The following is a 24928-nucleotide window of genomic DNA, read 5'->3' on the forward strand; positions in this document are numbered from 1 at the left end:
CCAATATGAAACGTATTGCTGTTTTGACTAGTGGTGGAGACGCCCCTGGTATGAACGCTGCTATCCGTGCAGTTGTTCGTCAAGCAATTTCAGAAGGAATGGAAGTATTTGGTATCTATGATGGATATGCTGGTATGGTTGCTGGTGAAATTCATCCCCTAGATGCGGCTTCAGTAGGAGACATCATTTCTCGTGGTGGTACTTTCCTTCACTCTGCTCGTTACCCAGAGTTCGCTCAACTTGAAGGGCAACTTAAAGGGATTGAGCAATTGAAAAAACACGGAATTGAAGGTGTAGTTGTTATCGGTGGTGATGGATCTTACCACGGTGCTATGCGTTTGACTGAACATGGATTCCCAGCTATCGGTCTTCCTGGTACAATCGATAACGATATTGTTGGTACTGACTTCACAATCGGTTTTGACACAGCGGTTACTACTGCTATGGATGCTATCGATAAGATTCGTGATACATCATCAAGTCACCGTCGTACATTTGTTATCGAAGTAATGGGTCGTAACGCAGGTGATATCGCTCTTTGGGCTGGTATTGCAACTGGTGCTGATGAAATCATCATTCCTGAAGAAGGATTCAAGATTGAAGATATCGTAGAAAGCATTAAATGTGGATACGAGTGTGGTAAAAAACACAATATCATCGTCTTGGCAGAAGGTGTGATGTCAGCAGCTGAATTTGGTCAAAAACTTAAAGAAGCTGGAGATACAAGCGACCTTCGTGTGACAGAACTTGGACATATTCAACGTGGTGGTTCTCCAACTGCGCGTGACCGTGTTTTGGCATCACGTATGGGTGCACATGCCGTTAAACTTCTTAAAGAAGGTATCGGTGGTGTTGCGGTTGGTATCCGTAACGAAAAAATGGTTGAAAACCCAATTCTTGGAACTGCAGAAGAAGGAGCATTGTTTAGCCTTACTGCAGATGGTAAGATTGTGGTTAACAACCCACATAAAGCTGACCTTGAGCTATCTAGCTTGAATAAGAGCTTATCATAATTTATAATTTAGTTAATAAGACCAAAAAGGTCATATATAAAGGAGTCACAAAAATCATGAACAAACGTGTAAAAATCGTTGCAACTTTGGGACCTGCGGTAGAAATCCGCGGTGGTAAAAAATTCGGTGATGACGGATACTGGGGTGAAAAACTTGATGTTGAAGCTTCAGCTAAAAACATTGCTAAATTGATCGAAGCTGGTGCTAACACATTCCGTTTCAACTTCTCACACGGTGACCACCAAGAACAAGGTGACCGTATGGCAACTGTTAAACTTGCAGAAAAACTTGCAGGTAAAAAAGTTGGTTTCCTTCTTGATACAAAAGGACCAGAAATCCGTACAGAATTGTTTGAAGGAGATGCAAAAGAGTACTCTTACACAACTGGTGAAAAAATCCGTGTTGCGACTAAACAAGGAATCAAGTCAACTCGTGAAGTGATTGCATTAAACGTTGCTGGTGCTCTTGATATCTATGATGATGTTGAAGTTGGTCGTCAAGTTTTGGTTGACGATGGTAAACTTGGTCTTCGTGTGGTTGCTAAAGATGACGCAACTCGTGAGTTTGAAGTTGAAGTTGAAAATGATGGCGTAATTGCTAAACAAAAAGGTGTTAACATCCCTAACACTAAAATTCCTTTCCCAGCTCTTGCTGAACGTGATAACGACGATATCCGCTTTGGTCTTGAACAAGGGATTAACTTCATCGCAATTTCATTCGTACGTACTGCAAAAGACGTGAACGAAGTTCGTGCAATCTGTAAAGAAACTGGAAACGGACACGTTCAATTGTTCGCTAAAATCGAAAACCAACAAGGTATCGACAACTTGGATGAAATCATCGAAGCTGCTGATGGTATCATGATCGCTCGTGGTGACATGGGTATCGAAGTACCATTCGAAATGGTTCCAGTTTACCAAAAAATGATTATCAAGAAAGTCAATGCTGCAGGTAAAGTTGTTATCACAGCAACGAACATGCTTGAAACAATGACTGAAAAACCACGTGCAACTCGTTCAGAAGTATCAGACGTATTCAACGCTGTTATCGACGGTACTGATGCTACAATGCTTTCAGGTGAGTCTGCAAACGGTAAATACCCACTTGAGTCAGTAACTACAATGGCTACAATCGACAAGAACGCTCAGACTCTTCTTAACGAATACGGTCGTTTGAACTCAGATTCATTTGAACGTAACTCTAAGACAGAAGTAATGGCTTCAGCTGTTAAAGATGCTACTAACTCAATGGACATTAAATTGGTTGTAACTCTTACTAAGACAGGTCACACTGCACGTTTGATCTCTAAATACCGTCCAAATGCTGACATCTTGGCATTGACATTCGACGAATTGACAGAACGTGGATTGATGTTGAACTGGGGTGTTATCCCAATGTTGACAGATGCTCCATCATCAACTGATGATATGTTCGAAATTGCTGAACGTAAAGCAGTTGAAGCAGGTCTTGTACAATCTGGTGACGATATCGTTATCGTAGCTGGTGTACCAGTTGGAGAAGCTGTACGTACAAACACAATGCGTATCCGTACAGTACGTTAATTAAAATGAAAAAAGCCTATCATATCAAGCTTTCTAGCCTGTATGATAGGTTTTTTTGTAGCAGGGGGCAAATAAGGGGCAAAACTTTTTAAAAAAGGCCAGTTAATACAAATACGATTCAGCTAATATAATTGAAAATGATGGAAAAAAAGGTGAAATTATGGTATACTTTAACGTAGGACCTTTTTAGAAATTTTGAAAGAGTATTAAAAATTTAAAATGAGAAAAATTGTTATCAATGGTGGCTTGCCCCTGCAAGGTGAGATTACCATTAGTGGTGCAAAAAATAGTGTTGTAGCTTTGATTCCAGCTATTATCTTGGCAGATGATGTTGTGACTTTGGATTGTGTTCCAGATATTTCGGATGTTGCTAGTCTTGTCGAAATTATGGAATTGATGGGCGCTACCGTTAAGCGTTATGACGATGTGTTAGAGATTGATCCAAGAGGTGTTCAAAATATTCCAATGCCTTATGGGAAAATCAATAGTCTTCGTGCATCTTATTATTTTTATGGAAGTCTTTTAGGTCGCTTTGGGGAAGCTACAGTTGGTTTACCTGGAGGATGTGATTTGGGACCACGTCCTATTGACTTACATCTTAAGGCTTTTGAAGCTATGGGAGCCACTGTTAGCTACGAGGGTGATAACATGAAGTTATCTGCTAAAGATGTGGGACTTCATGGTGCAAGTATTTACATGGATACGGTAAGTGTTGGTGCGACGATTAATACGATGATTGCTGCGGTTAAAGCAAATGGGCGTACTATTATTGAAAATGCAGCCCGTGAACCTGAAATTATTGACGTTGCGACACTTTTGAATAATATGGGAGCCCATATCCGTGGTGCTGGAACCAATATTATCATTATTGATGGTGTTGACAGATTACATGGAACGCGTCATCAGGTGATTCCAGATCGTATCGAAGCGGGAACATACATTTCCTTAGCTGCTGCAGTCGGTAAGGGAATTCGTATTAATAATGTTCTTTATGAACACTTAGAAGGATTTATTGCTAAGTTGGAAGAAATGGGAGTGAGAATGACTGTATCTGAAGACAGCATTTTTGTTGAGGAACAGTCTAATTTGAAAGCAATCAATATTAAGACAGCTCCTTATCCAGGTTTTGCTACTGACTTGCAACAACCAATTACTCCTCTTCTGTTAACAGCAGAGGGGCGTGGAACCATTATTGATACCATTTATGAGAAACGTGTAAACCATGTTTTTGAACTAGCAAAGATGGACGCGGATATTACGACTACAAACGACCATATTTTATATACTGGTGGACGTAGTTTACGTGGTGCAAATGTAAAAGCTACTGACCTTAGAGCTGGGGCAGCACTTGTCATTGCTGGACTAATGGCTGAAGGTAAAACTGAAATTACAAATATTGAGTTCATCTTACGTGGTTATTCAGATATTATTGAAAAATTACGTAATCTAGGAGCGGATATTACACTTGTTGAAGAATAAACCGTAGAGGTGTTTATGAATATTTGGACCAAATTAGCAATGTTTTCTTTTTTTGAAACGGATCGCTTGTATTTGCGTCCTTTCTTTTTTAGTGATAGTAAGGACTTCCATGATATAGCTTCAAATCCAGAAAATTTACAATTCATTTTTCCAAGTCAAGCTAGTCCAGAAGAAAGTCAATATGCACTGGCCAATTATTTTATGAAGGCTCCTTTAGGGGTATGGGCTATTTGTGATAAGAAAACTGAAAAAATGATTGGTTCTATTAAATTTGAGAAGTTAGATGAAATCAAAAAAGAAGCTGAGCTTGGCTATTTTTTGAGAAAAGATGCTTGGTCGCAAGGATTTATGACCGAGGTTGTTAGAAAAATTTGTCAGCTTTCTTTTGAGGAATTTGGTTTAAAACAATTATCCATCATTACTCATCTTGAAAATGAAGCTAGCCAAAAAGTTGCTTTTAAGTCTGGATTCCGTTTAATTCGGCAATTTAAAGGAAGTGATCGCTATACAAGGAAAATGCGAGATTATCTTGAGTTTCGCTTTGTAAAGGGAGAAATTAATGAGTAAACACCAAGAAATTCTAAGCTATTTGGAAGAATTACCCGTTGGTAAAAGAGTCAGTGTTCGAAGCATTTCCAACCATCTAGGAGTCAGTGATGGAACGGCCTATCGGGCTATCAAGGAAGCTGAAAACCGTGGAATTGTAGAGACTCGCCCAAGAAGTGGTACTATACGTGTTAAGTCTCAGAAAGTTGCTATAGAGAGATTAACTTTTGCTGAAATTGCAGAAGTGACTTCTTCTGAGGTTTTGGCTGGTCAAGAAGGTTTAGAGAGAGAATTTAGTAAGTTCTCGATCGGTGCCATGACTGAGCAAAATATTTTGTCTTACCTTCATGATGGGGGACTTTTGATTGTCGGAGATCGGACTCGTATTCAATTGTTAGCATTGGAAAATGAAAATGCAGTCTTGGTTACAGGTGGATTTCAGGTTCATGATGATGTGATTAAACTGGCCAATCAAAAAGGAATTCCTGTCCTGAGAAGCAAGCACGACACTTTCACCGTTGCGACCATGATCAATAAAGCCTTGTCAAATGTTCAAATCAAAACAGATATTTTGACAGTTGAGAAACTGTACCGTCCGAGTCATGAGTATGGTTTTCTGAGAGAGACTGACACAGTTAAAGATTATTTGGACTTGGTACGTAAGAATCGTAGCAGTCGTTTCCCTGTTATTAATCAACATCAGGTTGTTGTTGGAGTTGTAACCATGAGAGACGCTGGTGATAAATCGCCAAGTACGACAATTGATAAGGTCATGTCTCGTAGTCTATTTTTAGTTGGATTATCGACAAATATTGCCAATGTGAGTCAACGGATGATTGCTGAAGACTTTGAAATGGTACCAGTTATTCGAAGTAATCAAACCTTGCTTGGGGTTGTAACTAGACGAGATGTCATGGAGAAGATGAGTCGTTCCCAAGTTTCTGCTCTACCTACTTTTTCTGAGCAGATTGGACAAAAACTTTCTTATCATCATGATGAAGTAGTCATTACAGTGGAACCCTTTATGCTTGAGAAGAACGGTGTTTTGGCTAATGGTGTATTGGCAGAAATTTTGACCCACATGACCCAAGATTTAGTTGTTAATAGTGGTCGAAATCTCATTATTGAGCAGATGCTGATTTACTTTTTGCAGGCTGTTCAGATAGATGATATATTGCGCATTCAAGCACGCATTATCCATCATACAAGACGGTCGGCTATTATTGACTACGATATTTATCATGGTCATCAGATTGTTTCAAAGGCAAATGTAACCGTTAAAATTAATTAGAAACTAGGAGAAAAAATGATAACATTAAAATCAGCTCGTGAAATCGAAGCTATGGATAAGGCAGGTGACTTTCTAGCAAGTATTCATATCGGCTTGCGTGATTTGATTAAGCCTGGCGTAGATATGTGGGAAGTTGAAGAGTATGTCCGACGTCGTTGCAAGGAAGAAAATTTCCTTCCGCTTCAGATTGGAGTTGACGGTGCAATGATGGACTATCCTTATGCTACCTGTTGCTCTCTTAATGATGAAGTGGCTCATGCTTTCCCTCGTCACTATATCTTGAAAGATGGTGATTTGCTCAAGGTTGACATGGTTTTGGGAGGTCCAATTGCTAAATCTGACCTGAATGTCTCAAAATTAAACTTCAACAATGTGGAACAAATGAAAAAATACACTCAGAGCTATTCTGGTGGTTTAGCAGACTCATGTTGGGCTTATGCTGTTGGTACACCGTCCGAAGAAGTGAAAAACTTGATGGATGTAACTAAAGAAGCTATGTACAAGGGGATTGAGCAGGCTGTTGTTGGAAATCGTATCGGTGATATCGGTGCGGCTATTCAAGAATACGCTGAAAGTCGTGGATACGGTGTAGTGCGTGATTTGGTTGGTCATGGTGTTGGCCCAACTATGCATGAAGAACCAATGGTTCCTAACTATGGTATTGCAGGTCGTGGGCTTCGTCTCCGTGAAGGAATGGTCTTGACTATTGAACCAATGATCAATACAGGTGACTGGGAAATTGATACAGATATGAAGACCGGTTGGGCGCATAAGACCATTGACGGTGGCCTATCTTGCCAATATGAACACCAATTTGTCATTACTAAGGATGGTCCGGTAATCTTGACTAGCCAAGGAGAAGAAGGAACTTATTAATAAAAAGTGAAAAGGCTACTGGAAGTTTATTTTGAAAAATTCAGTAGATCTTTTCATATAAAATAAACGCATTGTATTGATGTTTTCAGGCTTTTGAAGACAACAAAATAGGCTCCATAATATCTGTAGGAGACTTATCTACAGATATTATGGAGCTTTTTTCTTATGCTCAGAATGGCAATTTCCCAGCGAAAGCACCCAGTTTTTTCTTGGTAGTTTCATCGATTTGTTCAAGAGCAGAGTTGATTGCTTGAACGGTCATATCAGAAAGAGTTTCAAGGTCTTCTGGGTCAACGACAGCTGGATTGAAGTCAATGCTGACAACTTTCTTATCTCCAGTTAAGGTCGCTTGGACAAGGTCTTGAGCAGATTTGCCAACAAATTGCATAGCCGCAAGTTCAGCTTGACTTTGTTCCATTTGTTTTTGAAGTTTTTGTGCTTGGCGCATCATGTTTTGCATGTTCATCATAGTGTTTTATAGTTTCCTTTTACAATTATTTTCCTTCCTATTTTATCAATTTTGAGGTTAAAAGTCTATTATTAGTATAAATTACTTAACATTAAATTGTCTGAAAATTTATTGAAAAATGAGTGAAAACATGCTATAATGAAACGTAAAATTAATTCAGGTTTCCTGAACCAATAGGAGTAAACAATGAAAAAACTAGGTTTTGTCCTTTTATCTTCAGCCTTGCTATTGACAGCTTGTGCTAATAATCAATCTAAGCCAAGCAACACAAGTGATTCGTCCAAGGTGACAGCCTTGTCTGAAGACAAGCAAAAAATGCTTGATAAGGCCACTTCTGACTATAAAACTTTTGTGCAAGAGCAAATCGATAAACTGTTGACAGATACGGAAGGCTTTGTCAAATTGTTGAAAGAAGGCAAATTAGAAGAGGCTAAGAAAGTTTATCCACTGATTCGTATGTCCTATGAGCGTTCAGAACCAATTGCTGAAAGTTTTGGTGAGTCAGATGTCAAGATTGACTTCCGTTTGGCAGACTACATGGACGAAAACAAGACAGAAGAAGGTTGGTCAGGTTTCCACCGTATCGAGCGTATCCTTTGGGAAGACAATACAACTAAAGGAACTGAAAGCTACGGCGATCAGTTGGTAAATGATATCAAGGAATTGAAAGCCAAGATTGCAACTGTAGATGTGGACTACAAGGTTATGTTGACTGGGGCAGTTGACTTGCTCAATGAAGTAGCGACAAGCAAGATTACAGGTGAAGAGGAAGTTTATTCTCATACAGACTTGTATGACTTCCGTGCCAATATTGAGGGAGCTGAGAAGATTTTCCAACTCTTTAAACCTTTGCTTGAAAAATCAGACGCTAACCTAGTTAAAGAATTGGAAGCAGATTTCAAATCTGTTAATAGCTTGTTGGACAAACACATGATCGACAAGGAACACTACAAGCTCTATACTGATTTGACAAAAGAAGATACCAAAGAATTGTCAGAAGCAGTGACAAAACTTGGTGAACCTCTGTCACAAATGGGTAAATTTCTTAGTGGAGAATAAGAGTCATGACTGAAAAAGACGAAAAGTTTTTTGAGAAGAAAATGGACCGTCGAGAATTTCTAAAAAAAGCAGGGATTGGAGGGGCTGGTTTAGCGCTAGGACTCTCTGGTGCTTCTGCTTTTTTCGCACCTAAGCTAGGAAGTCAGGAAAAAATCTCGTACGGAAATGAAAAAATTGCTTTTTATGGCAAGCATCAAGCTGGGATTAGTACGCCCATGCAAAAGAATATTTATTTTGTGGTCTTGGACTTGCATACGACGGATAAGGATAAGATTATCCAGTTGTTTAAGGATTGGACGGATTATAGTGCCAAATTGGTCGAGGGGGAATTGGTCAAAAAAGATGGGAAAAATACTCTCTTGCCTCCGAGCGATACTGGTGAAACAGTCGGGCTCAATCCTCATCGTTTAACGCTGACTTTTGGTGTGTCTGCCAGTTTCTTGAAAAAGATGAACTTGGAAAATAAGCGTCCTCAAGTGTTCAGGGATTTACCGCCTTTTCCTAAAGAGCAATTGCGTGAAAAATATACAGGTGGAGATATTGTGATTCAGGCTTGTGCCGATGATGAGCAAGTTGCCTTTCACGCTATTCGCAATCTCATCCGTAAGGGGAGAAATGCAGTGACCCTTCGTTGGAGTCAGTCTGGATTTGCAGCTATCGGAGATCGAATGGAGACACCGCGTAACCTCTTTGGTTTTAAGGATGGAACAGCAAATCCAAGCAAGGAGCAAGACTTTGACCGCGTTATCTGGGCTGATAGTAAGGACTGGATGGAAAATGGTTCTTATATGGCAGTTCGTCGGATTCAGATGTTTTTAGAGACCTGGGACCGCACTAGTCTTGAAGAACAAGAAAATACCTTTGGTCGTTACAAGGAAAGTGGTGCCCCCTTTGGTAAGAAAAATGAGTTTGATGAAGTGGATTTGAGTCTTTTACCAGATGATTCGCATGTTCGTTTGGCCAAAGAAGTGGATAAGCCCCTTTTACGTCGTTCTTATTCTTACTCTGATGGAATTGATGAAAAGACTGGCCAGTTTGATACGGGCTTGCTCTTCATTTCTTTCCAGAAAGATCCTGATAATTTTGTCAAGGTTCAAACCAATCTAGGTGCTACAGATAAGATGAATGAATATATCACTCACATCGGTAGTGGCCTATTTGCTTGCTTTGGTGGTGTGGAGAAAGGAGGCTACATTGGACAAAAATTACTGGAAGGCTAAAAGCTGGTTCTTGGTTTTAGCTTTGTCACTTTTAATTCTTTCCCCAGTAGGTGCCCAAGAAAGCTTGAGTTCTTACTTTGTGAAAATCACTGATGCGTCTAAAGCAGTAAAAAATGGTGATCAGTCTGAAGCCCAGAAACTCGTTAAGGAGATGGCAACAGACTTTGAAAGAGTAGAAGACAGCAATTCTGAGGCTGGTAAAGTCATCAAGGAAAAGTTAGCTCAATCAGGAGATATCACTGAAGATAAACTCACTGAAATTTCTGCAGCCCTATTAGCCTTTGAAAAAGAACAAAATCCTGTTGACTTAGATGCTGAAAAAGAAAAATTGGTAAACCGTCTAAGTCCTCGTTTTGAAGCCTTAGAGCAGGCCATTGCATCCAAAGATTTGGAAAAGATCCGAGAAGCTTTTAAGAAAATGAATTCCACTTGGACTATCAATGAAAGTGTGGTTCGTGACAATAGTACGGCCCATTATGGACGTGTTGAAACAGCTATTTCTTTCTTGCGTAGTAGTATGGAAACCGAGCCTACGGATTTTAACTCAATCCAGACTTCCTTCGAGGACTTAAAAAAGGCTATTGATGATTTTGTAACTGGAAAAGAAGTCGCAGAAGCATCTTCTAGTTTGACTCTTAAAGACGGTATTGCCCTTTTGAAGAAGGCTTTGGAACAATTCCAAGCTGGTGACCAAGCATCAGGAGCAGCCAGTATGAAGGAATTTATTACTATCTGGCCAACGATTGAAGGTTCTGTTAGCACGACCAATCCTTCCCTCTATACTCGAGTGGAAAGTGAAAGCCCTGTGATTATGGTCAAGGGAAGTGAGAAGGAATATCAAGAAAAATTAGAAAAACTGATTGTAGATTTATCACAAATTGATACCAGTTCACGATACAATGCCTTTGATGCTATGCTCATTCTCCTAAGAGAAGGAGTAGAGGCGCTCTTAATCGTTATGGCCTTAGTGACGACCTTGAAAGCAGCCAAGATGCGAAAAGGGCTCAAGTGGGTTTATGGTGGTGCTATCACTGGAATCATGGCCAGTCTTCTTATTGCTTTCATCCTGCAAATTGCCTTTCCAGCAGTAACATCAGGATCCAATCGTGAAATCATCGAAGGAGCAGTTGGGATTTTTGCGGTAGCTATGATGATTGTGATTGGAATCTGGCTTCATAGCAAATCTTCAGTCAAAAAATGGAATGCCTTTATGGAGTCACAAATGGAAACAGTGACCAAGACAGGATCCTTTATTTCTATGTTTGCCCTCAGTTTTCTAGCTGTTTTCCGTGAGGGAGCAGAAACCATTCTTTTTTATGTTGGGATTTTACCAAGAATTTCCAGTTTTGAATTTGTCTTGGGAATTTCACTTGCCTTGCTGGTTCTGGTAGTTATTGCCATCGTGATGAACAAGGCCAGTCAATTCTTCCTGCCACATAAGGTCTTCTTTATCCTGACTTGGATGATTTATGCCCTAGCCTTCAAGATGCTGGGAGTTAGTATCCATGCTCTTCAGTTGACAAATATGGCGCCAAATCACTTGCTGACAGGATTTCCAACGATTGACCTGCTTGGAATTTATCCAAGTTGGGAAGGCTTGGTCAGTCAGCTAATCTTTGTTGTTATCGTTTTGATTGTCACTTTCAGACAGGGTGAAGAATAGATGGATAGAAAAGAATTGACAATCGTTGAACATCTGGTAGAATTTAGAAAGAGATTATTGGCAGTGGTCATTTGTTTCTTTTTGGTATTCTGTGTTTCTCTGCTTTTTGCAGACCAGATTTACCAGTATGTGACCCAATCTTTTCAGCAAAAGTTGATTGTTTTAGGTCCTAATGATATTTTATGGATATACATACGTTTGGCTAGTCTGATGGCCTTTACCATCACCCTACCTTATACAGTTTATCATATTTGGTCTTTCATCAAACCTGGTTTAAGAAAGGAAGAAGCTAGAGCAATTTTTGCCTATATTCCAGCTAGTTTCCTTTGTTTTCTAGTTGGACTGGCTTTTGGTTTTTACTTTGTAACACCAGCCTTACTTCAGGTTTTATTAGGGCTAGGAGAAGGACTATTTGAAACACAGTTAACAGCTCAAAATTATCTGTCCTTTGTTTTTCAAACGACTTTGCCCTTGGCTCTGATTTTTGAATTGCCAGTTATCATTGCCTTTTTGACGTCAATTGGACTCATTGAACCAGAATTATTGATTGCTTATCGCCGATATGCTTATTTTATTTTATTGGTACTCGCAGTCATCTTGACACCAGCTGACTTTGTCAGCGATTTGGCAATGACTGCCCCCTTGATATTACTCTATGAATTGAGTATTGCTATCAGCAAACACATTATGAAACGCAAGCAGAAAGGAGAGAGAAATGGGAATTTTACGTGATATCGGAGCACCAGGATTGATTATTATCGTTTTAGGAGCTCTCTTGATCTTCGGACCAAAGCGATTGCCTGAACTAGGCGAGTCAATCGGTAAAATGCTGTCTGAATTTAAAAAAGCAGTTAAAGGAACTGAAAATCAAGATAAGGAAGAGTAAGACTGGTGAGTTTTACTAAAAAATAAGAAGTTAGGAAGTGTGTCTCTATCGGACAATTTATTATTTCCTAGCTTTTTCTTGTATTAAGAAAATATAAATTTAAGCTTTCTTTAAGAAAACTATATTATTTTGAAGAACTCTAAAATTTCACAGCCATTTATTAGTAATGACTATTGAATTCCTAGTCACTACTAGAAATGGACTAGTTTCTTTGAATAATGGAACTGCTTAATCCTCCTATTCTAGAACGGGATGACTAGTATTTCTTTTATGATAGGACTAGATTGTGGTATAATAGAGAGAATAAGTTTTTTTAGTAAGACAAAGGAGAAAATAGATGATTTATGCAGGAATTCTTGCCGGTGGAACTGGCACACGTATGGGAATCAGTAATTTGCCAAAACAATTTTTAGAGCTAGGTGATCGACCTATTTTGATTCATACAATTGAAAAATTTGTCTTGGAACCAAGTATTGAAAAAATTGTGGTTGGGGTTCATGGAGACTGGGTTTCCCATGCAGAGGATCTTGTAGATAAATATCTACCTCTTCATAAAGATCGTATCATCATTACAAAAGGTGGTGCTGACCGTAATACGAGTATTGAGAAAATCATTGAAGCCATTGATGCTTATCGTCCGCTTACTCCAGAGGACATCGTTGTTACCCACGATTCTGTTCGTCCATTCATTACGCTTCGTATGATTCAAGACAATATCAAACTTGCTCAAAATCATGACGCAGTGGACACAGTGGTAGAAGCGGTTGATACTATCGTTGAAAGTACTAACGGTCAATTTATTACAGATATTCCAAATCGTGCTCACCTCTATCAAGGACAAACACCTCAAACATTCCGTTGCAAGGACTTCATGGATCTTTACGGTTCTCTCTCTGCCGAAGAGAAAGAAATCTTAACAGATGCATGTAAAATCTTTGTAATCAAAGGAAAAGATGTAGCCTTGGCTAAGGGTGAATATTCAAATCTGAAAATTACTACAGTAACAGATTTGAAGATTGCAAAAAGCATGATTGAGGAAGAGTAATAAAATGATTAATCAAATTTACCAACTAACAAAGCCTAAGTTTATCAATGTCAAATATCAGGAAGAGGCTATTGACCAAGAGAATCATATCCTCATCCGCCCTAATTATATGGCGGTCTGTCATGCGGATCAGCGTTACTACCAAGGAAAACGTGATCCGAAGATTTTGAATAAAAAACTTCCAATGGCAATGATTCACGAGTCATGTGGAACCGTTATTTCTGACCCGACAGGAACCTACGAGGTTGGTCAAAAAGTTGTCATGATTCCCAATCAGCCTCCTATGCAGAGTGATGAAGAATTCTATGAAAACTACATGATAGGGACCCATTTCTTGTCTAGTGGCTTTGATGGCTTTATGAGAGAATTTGTTTCTCTCCCTAAAGATCGTGTGGTGCCTTATGATGCTATCGAAGATACGGTTGCAGCCATTACAGAGTTTGTCAGTGTCGGTATGCATGCTATGAATCGCTTATTGACACTTGCTCATAGCAAGCGGGACCGAATCGCCGTCATCGGAGATGGAAGTTTAGCTTTTGTGGTTGCCAATATTATCAACTATACTTTGCCAGAAGCAGAGATTGTGGTTATTGGTCGTCATTGGGAAAAGTTGGAACTCTTCTCTTTTGCCAAGGAATGCTATATTACTGATAATATTCCTGAAGATTTGGCCTTTGACCATGCTTTTGAGTGTTGTGGTGGTGATGGTACTGGACCAGCTATTAATGATTTGATTCGCTATATGCGTCCTCAGGGAACGATTCTCATGATGGGAGTTAGCGAATATAAAGTCAATCTCAATACACGCGATGCCTTAGAAAAGGGCTTGCTCTTGGTTGGGTCCTCTCGTTCTGGTCGCATTGATTTTGAAAATGCCATCCAAATGATGGAAGTCAAGAAATTTGCCAATCGTCTTAAAAATATCCTTTATCTAGAAGAACCTGTAAGAGAAATTAAAGATATTCACCGTGTCTTTGCTACCGATTTAAACACAGCCTTTAAAACAGTGTTTAAGTGGGAAGTATAAGTCCTGGAGGTTAATTGTGGAGAAAATCATTAAAGAAAAAATTTTTTCCTTACTTAGTCAAGAAGAGGAAGTCCTCAGTGTTGAACAACTGGGGGGAATGACCAATCAAAACTATTTGGCCAAAACAACAAATAAGCAATACATTGTTAAATTCTTTGGTAAAGGGACAGAAAAACTGATTAATCGTCAAGATGAAAAGTACAATCTTGAACTACTAAAAGATTTAGATTTAGATGTAAAAAATTATCTTTTTGATATTGAAGCTGGTATCAAAGTAAATGAGTATATCGAATCTGCTATTACACTTGATTCAACGTCAATCAAGACAAAGTTCGATAAAATTGCTCCAATTTTACAAACCATTCATGCTTCTGGTAAGGAATTAAGGGGAGAATTTGCTCCTTTTGAAGAAATCAAAAAATACGAATCTTTGATTGACGAAAAAATCCCTTATGCTAACTATGAAGCAGTTAGAGAAGAAGTCTTCTCCTTAGAGAAAAGACTGGCTGCCTTAGGTGTTGACAGAAAATCTTGTCATATCGATTTGGTGCCTGAAAACTTTATAGAATCACCTCAAGGACGACTTTATCTGATTGACTGGGAATATTCATCAATGAACGATCCAATGTGGGATTTGGCCGCCCTCTTTTTAGAGTCTGAATTCACTCGTCAAGAGGAAGAAGCCTTCTTATCTCACTATGAGAGTGAGCAAACACCTGTCTCTCGTGAAAAGATTGCCATTTATAAAATTTTACAAGATGCTATTTGGAGTTTATGGACAGTCTACAAAGAAGAGCAAGGTGCAGATTTTGGTGACTATGGTGTGAGTCGTTACCAAAGAGCTGTTAAAGGTCTGGCTAATTATGGAGGTTCTGATGAAAAATAAAAATGGAGTTTCTTTTGGTCTACTCTCAGGTATTTTCTGGGGTTTAGGTCTAACAATTAGTGCTTACATCTTTTCAATTTTTACAGATTTGTCGCCCTTTGTGGTGGCCGCTGCTCACGATTTCTTGAGTATCTTTATCCTACTAGCTTTTCTCTTGGTAAAAGAAGGAAAAGTTCGTCTCTCAATTTTCTTAAATATTCGCAATGTGAGTGTGATCATCGGAGCCTTGCTAGCAGGCCCTATCGGTATGCAGGCCAATCTTTATGCAGTTAAGTATATCGGAAGTTCTTTAGCTTCATCTGTATCCGCTATCTATCCTGCTATTTCAGTTTTATTGGCTTTCTTCTTTTTGAAGCATAAGATTTCGAAAAATACTGTGTTTGGGATTGTCTTGATTATTGGAGGGATAATTGCTCAGACCTATAAGGTTGAACAGGTTAATTCTTTCTATATTGGAATTCTCTGTGCTTTGGTTTGTGCTATTGCATGGGGAAGTGAGAGTGTTCTTAGCTCTTTTGCCATGGAAAGTGAATTGAGTGAAATCGAAGCCCTCTTAATTCGTCAAGTGACTTCATTCTTGTCCTATCTTGTGATTGTGCTCTTCTCTCATCAGTCATTTGCAGAAGTGGCCAATGGACAATTGTTAGGTCTTATGATTGTCTTTGTAGCCTTTGATATGATTTCTTACTTGGCTTATTATATCGCTATCAATCGCTTGCAACCAGCCAAGGCTACAGGATTGAACGTGAGTTATGTAGTTTGGACAGTCTTGTTTGCAGTTGTTTTCTTGGGTGCACCGCTAGATATGCTGACCATTATTACTTCACTTGTCGTCATTGCTGGAGTTTATATTATTATTAAAGAATAAAGGAGATTCGTGTGAAAGCCATCATTTTAGCAGCGGGATTGGGAACTCGCTTGCGTCCTATGACTGAAAATACCCCTAAAGCCTTGGTTCAAGTTAATCAAAAACCCTTGATTGAATACCAAATTGAGTTTTTAAAAGAAAAAGGAATCAATGACATCATCATCATTGTTGGTTACCTTAAAGAACAATTCGATTACTTGAAAGAAAAATATGGTGTTCACCTCGTCTTCAATGATAAATACGCTGACTACAATAACTTTTATTCTCTCTATCTTGTAAAAGAAGAATTGGCCAACAGTTATGTTATTGATGCCGATAATTATCTCTTTAAAAATATGTTCCGCAATGATTTGACTCGTTCGACTTATTTTAGTGTCTATCGTGAAGATTGTACCAACGAATGGTTCTTGGTCTATGGAGATGACTATAAGGTTCAAGACATTACTGTTGATAGTAAGGCAGGCCGCATCCTTAGTGGTGTATCCTTCTGGGATGCTCCAACAGCAGAAAAAATTGTTAGCTTTATTGACAAGGCCTATGCAAGTGGTGAATTTGTTGATCTCTACTGGGACAATATGGTTAAGGATAATATCAAAGAGCTAGATGTCTATGTTGAAGAATTAGAAGGCAATAGCATCTATGAAATCGATAGTGTCCAAGACTATCATAAATTAGAAGAAATTCTTAAAAACGAAAATTAAAAATTCCAACATCTGGCTAAAATAGTCGGATGTTTTTTTGATTTTTTACGAATAAATAGATGAGTAGAAAAAGAAATGGAGATATTTATGAAAATCACAAATTATGAAATCTATAAGTTAAAAAAATCAGGTTTGACCAATCAACAGATTTTGAAAGTCCTAGAATACGGTGAAAATGTCGATCAGGAGCTTTTGTTGGGTGATATTGCAGATATATCAGGTTGCCGAAATCCAGCTGTTTTTATGGAACGTTATTTTCAGATAGACGATGCGCATTTGGAGAAGGAGTTTCAAAAATTTCCATCTTTCTCTATTTTAGATGACTGTTACCCTTGGGATTTGAGTGAAATTTATGATGCGCCTGTACTTTTATTTTACAAGGGAAATCTGGATCTCTTGAAATTCCCTAAGGTAGCAGTTGTCGGTAGTCGTGCTTGTAGCAAACAGGGAGCTAAGTCAGTTGAAAAAGTCATTCAAGGATTGGAAAATGAACTGGTTATCGTCAGTGGATTAGCCAAGGGAATAGACACAGCAGCCCATATGGCAGCTCTTCAAAATGGCGGAAAAACCATTGCAGTGATTGGAACAGGACTGGATGTGTTTTATCCTAAAGCCAATAAACGCTTGCAAAACTACATCGGCAATGACCATCTGGTTCTCAGTGAATATGGACCTGGCGAACAACCTCTGAAATTTCATTTTCCTGCCCGTAATCGCATCATTGCTGGACTTTGCCGTGGTGTGATTGTAGCAGAGGCCAAGATGCGCTCAGGTAGTCTCATTACCTGTGAGCGAGCAATGGAAGAAGGACGCGATGTCTTTGCTATTCCTGGTAGCATTTTAGATGGACTATCAGACGGTTGCCATCATTTGATTCAAGAAGGGGCAAAATTGGTTACAAGTGGGAAGGATGTTCTTGCGGAATTTGAATTTTAATACTCTTCGAAAATCTCTTCAAACCACGTCAGCTTCCATCTGCAACCTCAAAACAGTGTTTTGAGCAACCTGCGGCTAGCTTCCTAGTTTGCTCTTTGATTTTCATTGAGTATAAGAAGAAAGTCCGCTTACTAGACAAACTTTTCTTCTATTATAGTAGCTAAGTCTTGACAGGGTTCAAAAAATGGTTTACACTTTATAAAGTTTATTACTTTGAAAAGGTGTGATACTGTGGCTACGGCAACAAAAAAGAAAAAATCAACAGTTAAAAAAAATCTAGTAATCGTGGAGTCGCCTGCTAAGGCCAAGACGATTGAAAAATATCTCGGCAGAAACTACAAGGTTTTAGCCAGCGTCGGCCATATCCGTGATTTGAAGAAATCTAGTATGTCCGTCGATATTGAAAATAATTATGAACCGCAATATATCAATATCCGAGGAAAAGGTCCTCTTATCAATGACTTGAAAAAAGAAGCTAAAAAAGCTAATAAAGTCTTTCTGGCGAGTGACCCGGACCGTGAAGGAGAAGCGATTTCTTGGCATTTGGCCCATATTCTCAACTTGGATGAAAATGATGCCAACCGTGTGGTCTTCAATGAAATCACCAAGGATGCAGTCAAAAATGCATTTAAAGAACCTCGCAAGATTGATATGGACTTGGTCGATGCCCAACAGGCTCGTCGTGTCTTAGACCGCTTGGTAGGTTATTCGATTTCGCCTATTTTGTGGAAAAAGGTCAAGAAGGGCTTATCAGCAGGGCGCGTACAGTCCATTGCCCTTAAACTCATCATTGACCGTGAGAATGAAATTAATGCCTTCCAACCAGAAGAATATTGGACAATTGATGCTGTCTTTAAAAAGGGAACCAAGCAATTCCAGGCTTCCTTCTATGGAGTGGATAGTAAAAAGCTGAAACTGACTAGTAATGATGAGGTCAAGGAAGTCTTGTCTCGTCTGACTAGCAAAGATTTTTCAGTGGATCAGGTAGATAAGAAAGAGCGCAAACGCAATGCTCCTTTACCCTATACCACTTCATCTATGCAGATGGATGCTGCTAATAAAATCAATTTCCGTACTCGAAAGACCATGATGGTTGCGCAACAGCTTTATGAAGGAATTAATATTGGTTCTGGTGTTCAAGGTTTAATCACCTATATGCGTACCGATTCGACTCGTATCAGTCCAGTGGCGCAAAATGAGGCAGCAAACTTCATTACGGACCGTTTTGGTAGCAAGTATTCTAAGCATGGTAGCAAGGTCAAAAATGCATCAGGAGCTCAGGATGCCCATGAGGCTATTCGCCCGTCTAGTGTCTTTAATACACCTGAAAGTATTGCTAAGTATCTGGACAAGGATCAGCTCAAGCTTTATACTCTTATTTGGAATCGTTTTGTAGCGAGTCAGATGACAGCTGCTGTCTTTGATACTATGGCTGTTAAATTGTCTCAAAATGGGGTTCAATTTGCTGCTAATGGTAGTCAGGTTAAGTTTGATGGTTATCTTGCCATTTACAATGATTCTGACAAGAATAAGATGTTACCAGACATGGCTGTTGGAGATGTGGTTAAGCAGGTCAATAGCAAACCAGAGCAACATTTCACTCAACCGCCTGCTCGTTATTCTGAAGCGACATTGATCAAGACCTTGGAGGAAAATGGGGTTGGCCGTCCGTCAACTTACGCACCAACCATTGAAACCATTCAGAAACGTTATTATGTTCGCCTTGCAGCCAAACGCTTTGAACCGACAGAGTTGGGAGAAATTGTTAACAAGCTCATCGTTGAATATTTCCCGGATATTGTAAACGTGACCTTCACAGCTGAAATGGAAGGCAAGCTTGATGACGTCGAAATTGGAAAAGAGCAGTGGCAACGTGTCATTGATGCCTTTTACAAACCATTCTCTAAGGAAGTCGCCAAGGCTGAAGAAGAAATGGAGAAAATCCAGATCAAGGATGAACCAGCTGGATTTAATTGTGAAGTGTGTGGCAGTCCAATGGTCATTAAACTTGGTCGTTTTGGTAAGTTCTACGCTTGTAGCAATTTCCCAGATTGCCGTCATACCCAAGCAATCGTGAAAGAGATTGGTGTTGAGTGTCCAAGTTGTCATCAGGGACAAATTATTGAGCGTAAAACCAAACGCAATCGTCTTTTCTATGGTTGCAATCGCTATCCAGAATGTGAATTTACCTCTTGGGATAAGCCTGTTGGTCGTGACTGTCCAAAATGTGGCAACTTCCTCATGGAGAAAAAAGTCCGTGGTAGTGGCAATCAGGTTGTTTGTAGCAAGGGTGACTACGAAGAAGAAAAGATTAAATAAGAGGAGAGTCCTGAAAGTGAATTTCAGGCTCCTTTTGGTTAGAACTTGACAAAATTCACCATTGTATGCGAAACTAGAGGAAGATTATTTTAATTAGGAGTAGTTATGCGTCTTATCTATTTGATAATTGGTTTTTTATCACTGGCATTGGCTATTGTTGGTGTAGTTTTACCCTTGTTGCCTACAACACCTTTTCTTTTACTGTCTATTGCTTGTTTCTCCAGAAGTTCCAAGCGTTTTGAAGACTGGCTTTATCATACCAAGCTCTATCAAGCATATGTAGCTGATTTTCGCGAGACTAAGTCTATTGCGCGTGAACGTAAGAAAAAAATCATCGTTTCTATCTACATTTTGATGGGAATTTCCATTTATTTTGCACCTCTTTTACCAGTCAAAATCGGTCTGGGAGCTTTGACCATCTTTATCACCTATTACCTATTTAAAGTCATTCCAGACAAAGAATAGTTAAAATAGTAGTTATTTGCCTTGATAAAATTGAAAACATATTTACAACAATATGATATAATAAATTTAAAGTAATCTTCAAGGAGAATCAAATGATTTACGAATTTTGTGCTGAAAATGTGACCTTGCTTGAAAAAGCGATGCAGGCTGGAGCTCGTCGAATCGAACTCTGTGATAATCTAGCAGTGGGAGGAACAACACCAAGCTATGGAGTGACCAAGGCAGCGGTTGAATTGGCAGCTAACTACGATACAACCATCATGACCATGATTCGTCCACGTGGTGGTGATTTTGTCTATAATGAACTAGAAATTGCTATTATGCTAGAAGACATTCGGTTGACTGCTCAGGCTGGAAGTCAAGGGGTTGTATTTGGGGCTTTAACTGCTGATAAGAAGTTGGATAAACCTAATCTGGAGAAGTTGATATCTGCATCAAAAGGAATGGAAATTGTCTTCCACATGGCTTTTGATGAACTAAGTGATGAAGATCAACTGGAAGCTATTGACTGGCTCAGCCAAGCCGGTGTCACTCGTATCCTGACTCGTGCTGGTGTGTCTGGTGACTCCTTAGAAAAACGTTTTGCTCACTATCACAGAATTTTGGAGCACGCTAAAGGTAAAATTGAAATTCTACCAGGTGGGGGGATTGACCTTGACAACCGTCAAATCTTTATTGACCAACTGGGCGTGACACAATTGCACGGAACCAAGGTTGTCTTTTAAAAAATAGAAAGGAACTGCTAGCTTTTGGTAGCAGTTTTCACTTATGTTTGAAATTTTTAAATCCTATCAGTTTAATCAAGAAAAGGCTCGTGCCTATGGTTTTGTAAAAAATGGGGAAGTCTGGATCTATAGTTGCCAGATTTTGCAGGGTGACTTTGTCATGACTGTGTCCATCACTGCTGATAATGTGAGTTTTCAAGTCTTTGACCAGGAGACTGGTGATCTCTATCCTCAAGTCCATATGGAAAGCATGAGAGGAAGTTTTGTCGCAAGTATTCGTGAGGCTTGTCTGGAGATTCTTTACCAGATTAGGAAGGCTTGTTTTGAGGTACAGGATTTTATCTGTCCTCAGACTAAGCGTATCATTGTTCAGGTTCAGGAAAAGTATGGTAATCAGTTGGAGTATTTGTGGGAGAAATCGCCTGATACAGCAGTGTTAAGACACGAAGGCAATAAAAAGTGGTATGCCGTCTTGATGAAAATTTCTTGGGATAAGTTGGAAAAGGGCAGAGAAGGACAGGTGGAAGCAGTCAACCTCAAGCATGACCAAGTAGCTGATTTGCTTTCACACAAGGGCATTTATCCAGCTTTTCATATGAATAAACGTTACTGGATTAGTGTGGCGCTTGATGATACTTTATCAGATGAAGAAGTACTGGAATTGATGGAAAAAAGTTGGAACTTAACCACTAAAAAATGAAACATTTCAAGATTTTTCAAGAACTTTCAATTAGCAAAATATTCTCTACTGAAGAAATTTTCAGAAAATATTGGATTTTTTCTTGACAAGTACTTTTGCCTATGCTAAAATACTAAACAAGATATCAAACGAAGGAGAAAGTCAAACATGAAAACAGCTAAGTTTAATCAATTCGCTTTGTTGTTGAGGTACTCGGGCTAGTGCAAAAAGCATTAGTCCTGTTTGGCTTACCAAGCGGGAGTAAATCAACATCTCGCTTGGACTTCTGAGCGAGATGTTTTTTTAAAACCATATTTGGAAAAGAGGAAATCTTATGAGAACAGTTGAATTTCTAGATACCAGCCTTCGGGATGGAGAACAGACACCTGGTGTTAATTTTTCAATAAAGGAAAAAATAGCCATTGCAAGACAGCTGGAGAAATGGGGCATTTCAGCAATTGAAGCTGGTTTTCCAGCGGCGAGTCCTGATTCATTTACAGCAGTTCAGGAGATTGCCAAGGTCTTGAAGAAAACAGCGGTGACTGGTTTAGCACGCTCTGTCAAGTCTGATATTGATGCTTGTTACGATGCCCTCAAGGACGCTAAGTATCCACAGGTTCACGTCTTTATCGCTACCAGTCCAATTCACCGCAAGTATAAGCTCAACAAGAGCAAGGAAGAGATTTTGGAAGCTATTAAGGAGCATGTTTCCTATGCCTGTTCTAAGTTTGAGGTTGTCGAGTTCTCTCCAGAGGATGCGACCAGAACAGAGTTGGATTTCCTTCTGCAAGTTGTTCAAACAGCGGTTGATGCAGGGGCGTCTTATATCAATATTCCTGATACGGTTGGATTCACCACTCCAGAAGAGTACGGAGCCATCTTCAAATACCTGATTGAGAATGTCAAGACGGATCGTCAGATCATCTATTCGCCTCACTGTCATGATGACCTTGGAATGGCAGTGGCTAACAGCCTTGCTGCTGTCAAGAATGGTGCAGGACGAGTCGAAGGAACCATCAATGGTATCGGGGAGAGAGCTGGAAATGCTGCTCTGGAAGAAATAGCAGTGGCGCTCAATATTCGCCAAGATTACTATCAAGCAGAAACCAGTATTGTCCTAAATGAGACCATCAATACGTCAGAAATGGTTTCCCGCTTCTCAGGTATCCCAGTTCCTAAAAACAAGGCTGTGGTCGGTGGCAATGCCTTCTCTCACGAATCTGGCATTCATCAAGATGGAGTCCTTAAAAATCCTCTTACTTATGAAATCATCACTCCTGAATTGGTCGGTGTCAAGAGTAATAGCCTCCCACTTGGAAAATTGTCTGGTCGCCATGCCTTTGTCGAGAAACTAAGAGAATTGGCCCTAGACTTTACAGAAGAGGACATCAAACCACTCTTTGCTAAGTTCAAGGCACTGGCTGATAAGAAACAAGAAATCACAGATGCAGATATTCGCGCTCTAGTAGCAGGAACCATGGTTGAAAATCCAGAAGGCTTCCATTTTGATGATTTGCAACTTCAAACTCATGAAGATAATGACATTGAAGCGCTCGTTAGCTTAGCCAATATGGATGGTGAGAAGGTTGAATTTAATGCGACAGGGCAAGGTTCTGTTGAAGCAATCTTCAATGCTATCGATAAGTTCTTCAATCAATCTGTTCGCTTGCTATCCTACACTATCGATGCGGTGACAGATGGAATTGATGCCCAAGCTCGGGTTTTGGTCACTGTTGAAAACAGAGATACAGAAACCATCTTTAATGCAGTAGGGCTTGATTTCGATGTACTGAAAGCATCTGCTATTGCCTACATCAATGCTAATACCTTTGTTCAAAAAGAGAATGCTGGTGAGATGGGACGCAGTGTTTCTTACCGCGATATGCCTAGTGTGTAAAGGAGAAGGCTATGACAAAGAAAATAGTAGCTCTAGCAGGGGACGGAATTGGCCCAGAAATCATGGAGGCTGGTTTAGAGGTTCTGGAAGCCCTAGCTGAAAAAACAGGTTTTGACTATGAGATTGATAGACGACCTTTTGGAGGTGCAGGTATCGATGATGCAGGGCATCCCTTACCTGGTGAAACTCTCAAGGTATGTCGTGAAGCAGATGCCATTCTCCTAGCGGCTATCGGTAGTCCTCAGTATGATGGAGCAGCGATTCGGCCTGAACAAGGCTTGCTGGCTCTCCGTAAGGAACTCAATCTCTATGCCAATATTCGCCCTGTCAAAATCTTTGAGAGTCTCAAGCATTTGTCACCACTAAAACCAGAACGAATTGCTGGGGTGGACTTTGTCGTTGTGCGGGAGTTGACAGGCGGGATTTACTTTGGGGATCATATTCTTGAAGAAAGAAAAGCGCGTGATATCAACGACTATAGCTACGAGGAAGTGGAGCGGATTATTCGCAAATCTTTTGATATTGCAAGAAGTCGGAGAAAAATCCTTACCAGCATCGATAAGCAAAATGTGTTAGCAACTTCAAAACTCTGGCGGAAAGTAGCTGAGAAGGTCGCACAAGATTTCCCAGATGTGACCTTGGAACATCAGCTGGTGGACTCAGCTGCCATGATCATGATTACCAATCCTGCTAAGTTTGATGTCATCGTGACAGAAAATCTTTTCGGAGATATTCTCTCGGATGAAACAAGCGTCCTATCTGGCACACTTGGAGTTATGCCATCAGCCAGTCATTCTGAAAATGGACCAAGTCTCTATGAGCCCATTCACGGTTCAGCGCCTGATATTGCAGGTCAAGGAATTGCCAATCCTATTTCCATGATTTTGTCAGTTGCCATGATGTTGAGAGATAGCTTTGGTCGTTATGAGGATGCAGAGCGTATCGAGCATGCTGTTGAAACAAGTTTGGCATCTGGAATTTTAACGAGAGATATAGGAGGACAGGCTTCGACAAAGGAAATGACGGAAGCTATTATCGCAAGGTTATGAAGTTAGACGAAAAAATTACTCTAGTCCTTTTGATTTGGAATGTCATGATTTTCATCATTTATGGCATTGACAAATCCAAGGCAAGGAGAAGAGCTTGGCGCATCCCTGAGAAAATCTTACTTATTTTAGCCTTTACTTGTGGTGGTTTTGGTGCCTGGTTAGCAGGAATCATTTTTCACCACAAGACTCGAAAATGGTATTTTAAAACAGTTTGGTTTCTCGGGATGGTGTCCACACTAGTAGCCTTATATGTTATTTGGAGGTAAT

The 24928-nt window shown here is 39.7% G+C and carries 25 protein-coding genes; 24 read left to right on the top strand and 1 reads right to left on the bottom strand.

Annotated features, from left to right (window positions below; genetic code table 11):
* Nucleotides 1-5: 5 nt before the first annotated feature.
* From pfkA to N8O80_RS00320, 6 genes are all read left to right on the top strand, one after another.
* Nucleotides 6-1013 carry a 6-phosphofructokinase gene (gene pfkA / locus N8O80_RS00295; RefSeq protein WP_000820863.1) on the top strand — a complete coding sequence of 336 codons (1008 nt, stop codon included), beginning with the start codon at nt 6-8 and terminating at the stop codon, nt 1011-1013.
* 56 nt (nt 1014-1069) lie between these two features.
* Nucleotides 1070-2575 (top strand): pyruvate kinase, encoded by a 1506-nt coding sequence (gene pyk / locus N8O80_RS00300; RefSeq protein WP_120770140.1) that lies wholly within the window; start codon nt 1070-1072, stop codon nt 2573-2575.
* A gap of 219 nt (nt 2576-2794) precedes the next feature.
* Nucleotides 2795-4054 (top strand): UDP-N-acetylglucosamine 1-carboxyvinyltransferase, encoded by a 1260-nt coding sequence (locus N8O80_RS00305; RefSeq protein WP_020902409.1) that lies wholly within the window; start codon nt 2795-2797, stop codon nt 4052-4054.
* A gap of 15 nt (nt 4055-4069) precedes the next feature.
* Nucleotides 4070-4621 carry a GNAT family N-acetyltransferase gene (locus N8O80_RS00310; RefSeq protein WP_261026148.1) on the top strand — a complete coding sequence of 184 codons (552 nt, stop codon included), beginning with the start codon at nt 4070-4072 and terminating at the stop codon, nt 4619-4621.
* A complete protein-coding gene (gene spxR / locus N8O80_RS00315) occupies nt 4614-5891 on the top strand; it encodes a CBS-HotDog domain-containing transcription factor SpxR (protein WP_218493489.1) in 1278 nt (425 codons plus the stop codon). Before N8O80_RS00310 ends, spxR begins: the two co-directional genes overlap by 8 nt.
* 15 nt (nt 5892-5906) lie before the next feature.
* On the top strand, nt 5907-6767 hold the full coding sequence (locus N8O80_RS00320) for a methionyl aminopeptidase (RefSeq protein WP_000631543.1): 861 nt from the start codon (nt 5907-5909) through the stop codon (nt 6765-6767).
* A gap of 169 nt (nt 6768-6936) precedes the next feature.
* Here N8O80_RS00320 and N8O80_RS00325 read toward each other — a convergent pair whose 3' ends face one another.
* Nucleotides 6937-7236 carry a YbaB/EbfC family nucleoid-associated protein gene (locus N8O80_RS00325; protein WP_000981526.1) on the bottom strand — a complete coding sequence of 100 codons (300 nt, stop codon included), beginning with the start codon at nt 7234-7236 and terminating at the stop codon, nt 6937-6939.
* A 186-nt stretch (nt 7237-7422) separates the two neighbouring features.
* Between N8O80_RS00325 and efeO the strand changes: the two genes are divergently transcribed.
* The 18 genes from efeO to N8O80_RS00415 all read left to right on the top strand — a co-directional run bounded on the left by efeO (nt 7423) and on the right by N8O80_RS00415 (nt 24927).
* Nucleotides 7423-8295 carry an iron uptake system protein EfeO gene (gene efeO / locus N8O80_RS00330; protein WP_125447158.1) on the top strand — a complete coding sequence of 291 codons (873 nt, stop codon included), beginning with the start codon at nt 7423-7425 and terminating at the stop codon, nt 8293-8295.
* Between the two features lie 5 nt (nt 8296-8300).
* A complete protein-coding gene (gene efeB / locus N8O80_RS00335) occupies nt 8301-9515 on the top strand; it encodes an iron uptake transporter deferrochelatase/peroxidase subunit (RefSeq protein WP_261026151.1) in 1215 nt (404 codons plus the stop codon).
* Nucleotides 9490-11178: an FTR1 family protein gene (locus N8O80_RS00340; RefSeq protein ID WP_261026153.1), complete on the top strand. Its 1689-nt coding sequence runs from the start codon at nt 9490-9492 to the stop codon at nt 11176-11178. The genes efeB and N8O80_RS00340 overlap by 26 nt, the downstream gene beginning before the upstream one ends.
* Nucleotides 11179-11910: a twin-arginine translocase subunit TatC gene (gene tatC, locus N8O80_RS00345; RefSeq protein ID WP_115904413.1), complete on the top strand. Its 732-nt coding sequence runs from the start codon at nt 11179-11181 to the stop codon at nt 11908-11910.
* Nucleotides 11894-12064, top strand: coding sequence for a twin-arginine translocase TatA/TatE family subunit (tatA, locus tag N8O80_RS00350; RefSeq protein WP_000512113.1), 171 nt, complete (start codon nt 11894-11896; stop codon nt 12062-12064). Before tatC ends, tatA begins: the two co-directional genes overlap by 17 nt.
* 337 nt (nt 12065-12401) lie before the next feature.
* Entirely contained in the window at nt 12402-13109 is a 708-nt protein-coding gene (locus N8O80_RS00355; RefSeq protein WP_049488774.1) for an IspD/TarI family cytidylyltransferase, read from the top strand.
* Between the two features lie 4 nt (nt 13110-13113).
* Nucleotides 13114-14136: a ribitol-5-phosphate dehydrogenase gene (locus N8O80_RS00360; RefSeq protein ID WP_261026162.1), complete on the top strand. Its 1023-nt coding sequence runs from the start codon at nt 13114-13116 to the stop codon at nt 14134-14136.
* Between the two features lie 16 nt (nt 14137-14152).
* Nucleotides 14153-15022 carry a phosphotransferase family protein gene (locus tag N8O80_RS00365; RefSeq protein WP_120770150.1) on the top strand — a complete coding sequence of 290 codons (870 nt, stop codon included), beginning with the start codon at nt 14153-14155 and terminating at the stop codon, nt 15020-15022.
* Entirely contained in the window at nt 15012-15890 is an 879-nt protein-coding gene (locus tag N8O80_RS00370) for a DMT family transporter (RefSeq protein WP_261026169.1), read from the top strand. Before N8O80_RS00365 ends, N8O80_RS00370 begins: the two co-directional genes overlap by 11 nt.
* A gap of 11 nt (nt 15891-15901) precedes the next feature.
* Nucleotides 15902-16591, top strand: a complete 690-nt coding sequence (locus N8O80_RS00375; protein WP_261026171.1) for a sugar phosphate nucleotidyltransferase — start codon at nt 15902-15904, stop codon at nt 16589-16591.
* 87 nt (nt 16592-16678) lie between these two features.
* The gene (gene dprA, locus N8O80_RS00380; RefSeq protein WP_120770152.1) at nt 16679-17527 is read left to right on the top strand and encodes a DNA-processing protein DprA; all 849 of its coding nucleotides are present in this window, start codon (nt 16679-16681) and stop codon (nt 17525-17527) included.
* A gap of 231 nt (nt 17528-17758) precedes the next feature.
* On the top strand, nt 17759-19846 hold the full coding sequence (gene topA / locus N8O80_RS00385; RefSeq protein ID WP_261026173.1) for a type I DNA topoisomerase: 2088 nt from the start codon (nt 17759-17761) through the stop codon (nt 19844-19846).
* 105 nt (nt 19847-19951) lie between these two features.
* Entirely contained in the window at nt 19952-20311 is a 360-nt protein-coding gene (locus N8O80_RS00390) for a YbaN family protein (protein WP_001237214.1), read from the top strand.
* A 92-nt stretch (nt 20312-20403) separates the two neighbouring features.
* Nucleotides 20404-21036, top strand: coding sequence for a copper homeostasis protein CutC (locus tag N8O80_RS00395; protein WP_261026174.1), 633 nt, complete (start codon nt 20404-20406; stop codon nt 21034-21036).
* A gap of 43 nt (nt 21037-21079) precedes the next feature.
* Entirely contained in the window at nt 21080-21736 is a 657-nt protein-coding gene (locus N8O80_RS00400) for an MmcQ/YjbR family DNA-binding protein (RefSeq protein ID WP_261026175.1), read from the top strand.
* A 313-nt stretch (nt 21737-22049) separates the two neighbouring features.
* The gene (locus tag N8O80_RS00405) at nt 22050-23612 is read left to right on the top strand and encodes a 2-isopropylmalate synthase (RefSeq protein ID WP_261026177.1); all 1563 of its coding nucleotides are present in this window, start codon (nt 22050-22052) and stop codon (nt 23610-23612) included.
* 11 nt (nt 23613-23623) lie between these two features.
* The gene (gene leuB / locus N8O80_RS00410) at nt 23624-24661 is read left to right on the top strand and encodes a 3-isopropylmalate dehydrogenase (RefSeq protein WP_261026179.1); all 1038 of its coding nucleotides are present in this window, start codon (nt 23624-23626) and stop codon (nt 24659-24661) included.
* The gene (locus N8O80_RS00415) at nt 24658-24927 is read left to right on the top strand and encodes a DUF1294 domain-containing protein (protein ID WP_261026181.1); all 270 of its coding nucleotides are present in this window, start codon (nt 24658-24660) and stop codon (nt 24925-24927) included. The genes leuB and N8O80_RS00415 overlap by 4 nt, the downstream gene beginning before the upstream one ends.
* Nucleotide 24928 lies beyond the last annotated feature (1 nt).

Source organism: Streptococcus mitis, assembly GCF_946190155.1.
Lineage (GTDB): Bacteria > Bacillota > Bacilli > Lactobacillales > Streptococcaceae > Streptococcus > Streptococcus mitis_CL.